At 60.6% G+C, this 6,438-nt stretch carries 7 protein-coding genes and 1 tRNA gene; 5 read left to right on the forward strand and 3 right to left on the reverse strand.

All coding sequences use genetic code 11. From position 1 onward, the window contains the following. Positions 1 to 340: 340 nt before the first annotated feature. A tRNA-Pro gene (locus B2696_RS05250) sits at positions 341 to 417 on the reverse strand. 111 nt (positions 418 to 528) lie between these two features. Continuing rightward, a complete protein-coding gene (locus B2696_RS05255) occupies positions 529 to 1,419 on the reverse strand; it encodes a metallophosphoesterase (RefSeq protein ID WP_075728977.1) in 891 nt (296 codons plus the stop codon). Between the two features lie 33 nt (positions 1,420 to 1,452). Here B2696_RS05255 and B2696_RS05260 point away from each other — a divergent pair, with 33 nt between their 5' ends. Beyond that, positions 1,453 to 1,917, forward strand: coding sequence for a GatB/YqeY domain-containing protein (locus tag B2696_RS05260; RefSeq protein WP_286954312.1), 465 nt, complete (start codon positions 1,453 to 1,455; stop codon positions 1,915 to 1,917). 27 nt (positions 1,918 to 1,944) lie between these two features. Here the strand turns inward: B2696_RS05260 and B2696_RS05265 are convergent, their stop codons facing one another. After that, entirely contained in the window at positions 1,945 to 4,371 is a 2,427-nt protein-coding gene (locus tag B2696_RS05265) for a transglycosylase domain-containing protein (protein ID WP_286954313.1), read from the reverse strand. A 196-nt stretch (positions 4,372 to 4,567) separates the two neighbouring features. Between B2696_RS05265 and B2696_RS05270 the strand changes: the two genes are divergently transcribed. The 4 genes from B2696_RS05270 to B2696_RS05285 are packed head-to-tail and all read left to right on the forward strand — an operon-like array spanning position 4,568 to position 6,364. Beyond that, entirely contained in the window at positions 4,568 to 4,891 is a 324-nt protein-coding gene (locus B2696_RS05270; RefSeq protein ID WP_075728980.1) for a WhiB family transcriptional regulator, read from the forward strand. A gap of 17 nt (positions 4,892 to 4,908) precedes the next feature. Next, positions 4,909 to 5,064, forward strand: a complete 156-nt coding sequence (locus B2696_RS05275; protein WP_075728981.1) for a DUF4177 domain-containing protein — start codon at positions 4,909 to 4,911, stop codon at positions 5,062 to 5,064. A gap of 1 nt (position 5,065) precedes the next feature. Next, on the forward strand, positions 5,066 to 5,524 hold the full coding sequence (locus B2696_RS05280; protein ID WP_286954314.1) for a RidA family protein: 459 nt from the start codon (positions 5,066 to 5,068) through the stop codon (positions 5,522 to 5,524). 18 nt (positions 5,525 to 5,542) lie between these two features. Then, the gene (locus B2696_RS05285) at positions 5,543 to 6,364 is read left to right on the forward strand and encodes an MBL fold metallo-hydrolase (protein ID WP_286954315.1); all 822 of its coding nucleotides are present in this window, start codon (positions 5,543 to 5,545) and stop codon (positions 6,362 to 6,364) included. The last annotated feature ends 74 nt before the right edge of the window (positions 6,365 to 6,438 follow it).

Below are 6,438 nucleotides of genomic sequence, written 5' to 3' on the forward strand. Positions count from 1 at the left end.
GAGGATGATCCGAATGCGCCACCGCGGCGCGGGCGCCTGACCCGTAAGGGCGGGACAGTAGTCTGGCAGCCCCCACATACGAGCCGTTAGGTCAACAAGCCAGGCGGCGACTTCCGGCACCCCTAAAACAAACCCCGGTGGGGAAACCAACAATGGGCAGGACTATGACTGCGCGGTGGTCATGATCCCGGGAAATACCTGCAAGGGACTCGCTTCTTATATGCCAGTCCCACCACGCACTCTAAAACCGAAAGAGTCGGCTTAGTATTTAAAGGAAATTTGGGTGCGAAAAATCCCCACTTTGCGCAGGATTGCCTGCTCAAGATGGGGATTTTTAAGTTGGTCGGGATAACAGGATTTGAACCTGCGACCTCTTCGTCCCGAACGAAGCGCGCTACCAAGCTGCGCCATATCCCGAAGGACCGAAATAAACGGTACTGGAATACTTTAGCTCACGCGCGATGTGAACAACAAAACGGCAGCATAAGAAACTGCAGCTTGGGAAACTGCAGTAAAAGAAACCTCATCCTAGGAAACCTCGGTGATCCGCAGCAGCGTGGCTGAGGGGCGGCAGAAGATGCGCACGGGAGCGAACTTCGAGGTGCCCAGTCCATTGGAGACGTGCATCTTCATGGGGCCGAAATCATGCAGGCCCTGCACACGTGCGCGGTCGATGCTGCAGTTGGTCACCAGGGCGTGCGAGCCGGGTAGACAGATCTGCCCGCCGTGGGTGTGGCCGGAGAGTGAGAGCTGGTAGCCGTCGGCGGCAAACTTTTCGAGCACGCGCGGCTCCGGTGAATGCAGCAGCGCCAGGCTGAGATCGGCATCAGGGTTGGGGGCGCCGGCGATCTCCGAGTAATCATCGAGGTCGTGGTGCGGATCATCCACCCCGGCCACCGCTAGGCGGACGTTGCCCACCTTGAACTCGTGGCGCGCCTGGTTGGCGTCGCGCCAGCCATGCTCGATGAAGGCCGCGCGCATGCCCTTCCACGGCAGGTCGATATAGGAGGGCTCGCGCTTCTTGTTCAGCAAGTAGTTGAAAGGATTGACCGGGCGTGGGGCCCAGTAATCATTGGTGCCGAAGACAAAGAGACCCGGACGGTCAAGCAGAGAGCCCAGCGCGCGCAGGGTATCGGGCACCGCATGCTCATCGGAGAGGTTGTCGCCGGTGTTCACCACCAGATCCGGATCGAGCGAGTCGAGGGCGGAAACCCAGGCAATCTTGGTCTCTTGGCCCGGGATCATATGGAGATCGGACAAGTGCAGGATGCGGAAGTCCGGTGCCCCGCGCAGTGTTCCCTTGGGCAGGAGGGGGATGGTGTATTGCTTCAACTCGAATTTGTTGAGCTCACTGTGGCTCCAGGCCAGGGTGGCGAGGCCGGCGGCGGTAAGTCCGCCGATAATCGGGTAAATCTTCACGGTTCCCACCCTACCTGGCGTAGATTGAAGGACATGAGCCAGCTTAAAGAATCTATTCGTGCCGATCTCAAAACCTCTATGAAAGCCCGCGACAAGGAGCGCACCAGCGCCATCCGTTCGCTTTTGGCCGCCATCCAGGAGGAGGAGACCTCCGGCGCGCGCCATGAGGTCGATGATGAGGTGATCTTGAAGGTCATCGCCCGCGAGATCAAAAAGCGCCGCGAATCCGCCGAGGTCTACGCCGAGAACGGCCGCCCGGAGTTGGCGGAGGCGGAGCTTTCGGAGGTTCCTTACTTCGAGGCCTACCAGCCCAAGCAGCTCAATGATGCGGAGCTAGAGGCGCTCGTGGCAGAGTCCGTGGCCGAGGTTGAGGCCGAAGCCGGTGCCCCCGCCACGACGAAACAGATGGGCAACATCATGAAGGCGGCCAACGCTAAAGCCGCTGGCCGCGCGGATGGCAAGCGCCTGTCCAGCGCGGTCAAGGCCAAGCTCGCCTAGGGCATAAAGCTCTAGGCCCGGGTGGCCCTAGAGCCCGAGGAAGCTGCGCACATCGTTGGTGATGCTATCGATCTGCTCCTGGGAAATCAGGGGCGCGCGCTCCTCATTATTGGGCCGGCCGCCCTCCTGATTCTCGCGACTGCGGCCCGTGTTATCTGAATTGGCGTTGTTGTTGTTCGGCGCACGGGTGGGGGAAGTGCCGTCGGAAAGCTGCAGTGTGATGGTGGCGCCATTGTTGAGCCTGTCCTTGCCGGTAATCGCGCGCACCACCCGGCCAGCGGGTACATTGCCGCCGATGGTCTGCGAGGTCTTTACCTGGTAACCGCGCTGCTGCAGGGTGTTGCGGGCCTCCGCCTCGGACTTACCGCGCAAGCCGTCGAGCAGTGAATCCACCGTGCCCTCGTCATACTTCTTGTCGTAGCCAGGGATGGTGCCCTGCGTGGCTGCCGGCAAGCCTGCGGCCATGGTGAAGAAAGTGCTGGCGGGTTCGAGGCCACCAAAGAGGTTTCCGTAAGGGCATTGCCGCACCGGGCCAGAACACAGCGGCGAGGTGGACGTACCGTCATTGTAGATATAGGGCGCGGCGGCAATTCCTGAGTTAAATCCCAGGAAGGCGGAGGACTGGTTGGACTCGGTGGTACCGGTCTTGGCCGCAACTTTGGTGCCGAAACCCGCGCCGCGCGCCGCGTTTGCCGCGGTGCCGGAGACGGCATCCTGGGTCAAGGCATTGCTCAACGCATGTGCCTGCTGCTTGTCGACGGCCTGTTCACACGGCGTCTCCTTAATATATACAGCGTTGCCGTTCCTATCGGTGACCTCATCGATAGGGCTGGGCTCGCACCACTTGCCGTCGGAGGCAATGGTGGCGCCGACATTGGAGAGCTCCAAGGGGTTGACGGCAGTGGGGCCGAGGGTGAAGGAGCCCAGCTGCAGATCCTTGATGTGATCAGCAATGGAGGTATCGGCATCGTAGCTGCCCTTGTCCGCGTAGGAGCGCAGGCCCAGCTTGACCGCCATGTCCACGACCGGATCGACACCGACCTGTTCGATGAGCTTGATAAACGGCGTGTTGGGGGAGTGCGCCAGCGCATCCTGCAAGGTCATAGTCGCGGCGTAGGTGCCGGAGTTCTCCACGCAGTAGCGGCCGACGGGGCAGCCTGCGGCGCCTCCGGAACCCAGGCCCTGGGCCTCGTAGCGGGCAGGAACGTCGAGCTGGCTCTTGATTCCGTACCCGGATTGGATGGCAGCGGCGGCGCTGAAGACCTTGAAAACGGAGCCAGCGCCGTGGCCCACCAGCGAGTTTGGCTGAGGTAGCATCGTCTCATTTTGTTCCGTGTCCAGCCCGTAGCGGCGGGAGGAGACCATGGCGAGCACGTCGCGGTCCGAGTCCCCGGGTTTGATGACGTTCATGACCTCCGCCACGCCGACGGCGTCGGGCGAGGTCTGATTGCGCACGGCCGTTAGCGCCTGATCCTGGACGGTGGGGTCCAGGGTGGTCTTAACGGTATAGCCGCCGCGGGCGAGCTCCTCGGTATCAAGGCCCTTCTCGGCGAGATAGTCCAAGACATAGTCGCAGAAGAAGCCGCGATCCCCGGCGCCGATGCAGCCATTGCTCAGCAGCTGCGGGGAGGATTCAACCCCGAGATCGGTCTGCGCGTACTCATCTGCCTCGGGCTGGCTGAGGGAGCCGTTATTGACCATGGCCTGCAGCACGGTATTGCGCCGATCGAGGACTGCCTCCTCGTTGGTATAGGGGTTGAGGTATTCGGAAGACTGCACCATGCCGGCCAGCATCGCGGCCTGGGGGACGGTGAGGTCTTTGGCCGAGGTGTCGAAGTAGGTGCGCGCGGCCGCCTCGATGCCATAGGCGTGGTTGCCAAAGGGGACGAGGTTGAGGTAGTTGGCCAGAATCTGATCCTTGGGCAGCTCGGCGTCCATCTCCGTGGCCATGCGCATCTCCCGCAGCTTGCGGGGGATGGACTGCTCAGTGGCGGCCTCGCGCTCCTCATCCGTGCGCGCGGATACTAAGAGGAGATAGTTCTTTACGTACTGCTGATCCAGGGTGGATGCGCCCTGGGAGACCCCGCCGGCGGCAAAGTTGGTCCACAACGCGCGGAAATTGCCCTGAAAATCCACGCCATCGTGCTCGTAGAAGCGGCGATCCTCGATGGCCACGGTGGCCTGCTTCATGGGATCGGAGATCTTATCCGGGCTGACGGGGTAGCGGCGCTGGCTATATAGATGTGCCAGGTCATTGCCCTGTGCATCCTTGATGGTGCTGACGCCGGGAAGCTCTCCTGCGGCCAGGTCTTGCAGTTCTGATTGCATTGTCTCATTGGTGCGGGCGATGGCCACGCCGGAGATGCCGGCGAGAGGCGCGCAAGCCACGGCAATGAGAATTCCCACCACGAGGGTGGAAATGCCGATTTTTGCCAAAGATCTAAAGACAGTCACCCCCACACCCTACGTGGTTGGGGGTGAGCAGGTAATAGGGAACTCCCCCCTAAAGTGTGACGTATTAGACAACGTATGTGACGTATGAATACACTGACCGGCAAAACATAATACTCCCACACAAAATTATCAAGCACTATCAAACACTGTCAGACACTATCGATGTAGTAGTCCACGAGGAAGGAGCTACCGAGCCATGACTGTCGGCTTGAAAGGCTCTGGTCAGTCCAGCCTTGTTAGCAACACTGAACGTGGCGAATGGGTAACCCAGGCCAAGTGCCGCAAGGGTGATCCGGATGCATTATTCGTCCGTGGTGCAGAGCAGCGCAAGGCTGCCGTTATCTGTCGTCATTGCCCGGTGCTCAACGAGTGCCGTGCGGATGCATTGGATAATCGGGTTGAGTTCGGGGTGTGGGGAGGCCTGACTGAGCGTCAGCGCCGCGCCCTTTTGCGCAAGAATCCAAACATCACCAGCTGGGCAGATTACCTGGCTGATGGCGGAGAACTTTTCGGCATATAGCAGGTAGGATATGTCCCATGACAAAATGGGAATACGCCACCGCACCTGTCCTGACGCACGCTACCAAGCAGATCCTCGATTCCTGGGGAGAAGATGGCTGGGAGCTTGTCACCATCACGCCGGGCATGAATCCGGAGAACGTGGTCGCCTACTTTAAGCGCGAGGTGGCCTAAGATGAGCCATCTTGCGCGCATCACCGAGCTCGGGTTTACGCTGCCCGCCGTTGTCGCACCCTTGGCCGCCTATGTGCCGGCCACCCAGGTGGGCAATCAGGTCTGGACCTCCGGGCAGCTCCCCGTGGTTGACGGGGCCTTGCCGGCCACCGGCAAGGTTGGCGCTGAGGTTAGCGCGGAGCAGGCCAAAGAATATGCCCAGATCGCCGCTCTTAATGCCCTCGCTGCAATTGATGCCGAGGTTGGCATCGATAACGTCACCCGCGTCATCAAGGTCGTCGGCTTTGTTTCCTCCGCCCCCGATTTTTATGAACAGGCGGCCGTCATCAACGGAGCCTCGGAATTGATCGGGGAGATCTTCGGCGAGGCAGGCGCACACGCCCGCTCTGCCGTGGGTGTGGCTGTTCTCCCCAAGGACTCCCCCGTAGAGATCGAAGTCATCGTAGAGTTCTCTAAGTGATGGGTTAGGCTAAGAACTATGGAGCATCCTGCATATAGTCAACTGCGTCCGGTAAGCCAGTCGGTCGGTGTCGTATTGTGTGACAATCCGAGCTATACCGCACTCGAGGGAACCAACACCTGGATCGTGCGTGCCGCGGAGGATTCGCGGGCGATCGTGGTCGATCCGGGGCCCGAGGACGAGGGACACCTCAACGTTGTCACCGCCTGCGCGGGCGAAGTCGCACTCATTCTGCTGACTCACCGCCACGATGACCACGCCTCCGGCGCGCAGCGCCTGCGTCAGCTCACTGGCGCCCCCATTCGCGCTTATGATCCCAGCTACTGCAACGGCGCCCCGGCCTTGCAGGGTGGCGAGATCATCACTGTGGAAGGCATCACCCCGCAGCTCGAGGTCGTTCACACCCCCGGGCACACCGCGGATTCCACCTCTTTCTTTGTCTGGTCGGAAGAAGCCGGTTCCTCGCACTTGGAAGGAATCCTCACCGGAGATACCATCGTAGGACGCCACACCGTCCTGCTTTCTGAGACCGATGGGGACTTGGGTGAGTACCTCAAGACCCTAGACATGCTGGAAAAGCGCGGCAAGGGCGTCCCGCTCTTTCCTGGTCACGGTCCCGACCTCGAGGACACCTCGCAGGTGGCCCGCAAGTACATTGACCGCCGCTACCACCGCCTTGACCAGATCAAGAAGATTCATCAGGAGCTCGGGGAAGATATCGACCTCAAGACCTTGGTAGATGCCATGTATGATGACGTCGATCCGGTACTGCGGCACGCAGCCGAGCAGTCCACCCGCACCGCCTTGAAGTACTTGGCAGCGCAGAAGCAGCAGTCGTAGTTACGATAAGCATTAAAGCCATGGCCATTGTGCCGTGGCTTTATGTGTGTCTGGGGCTAAGGAGCAGGAAGTGT

It is taken from the genome of Corynebacterium sp. UBA4397 (assembly GCF_002390965.1).
Taxonomy (GTDB): Bacteria; Actinomycetota; Actinomycetes; order Mycobacteriales; family Mycobacteriaceae; genus Corynebacterium; species Corynebacterium flavescens.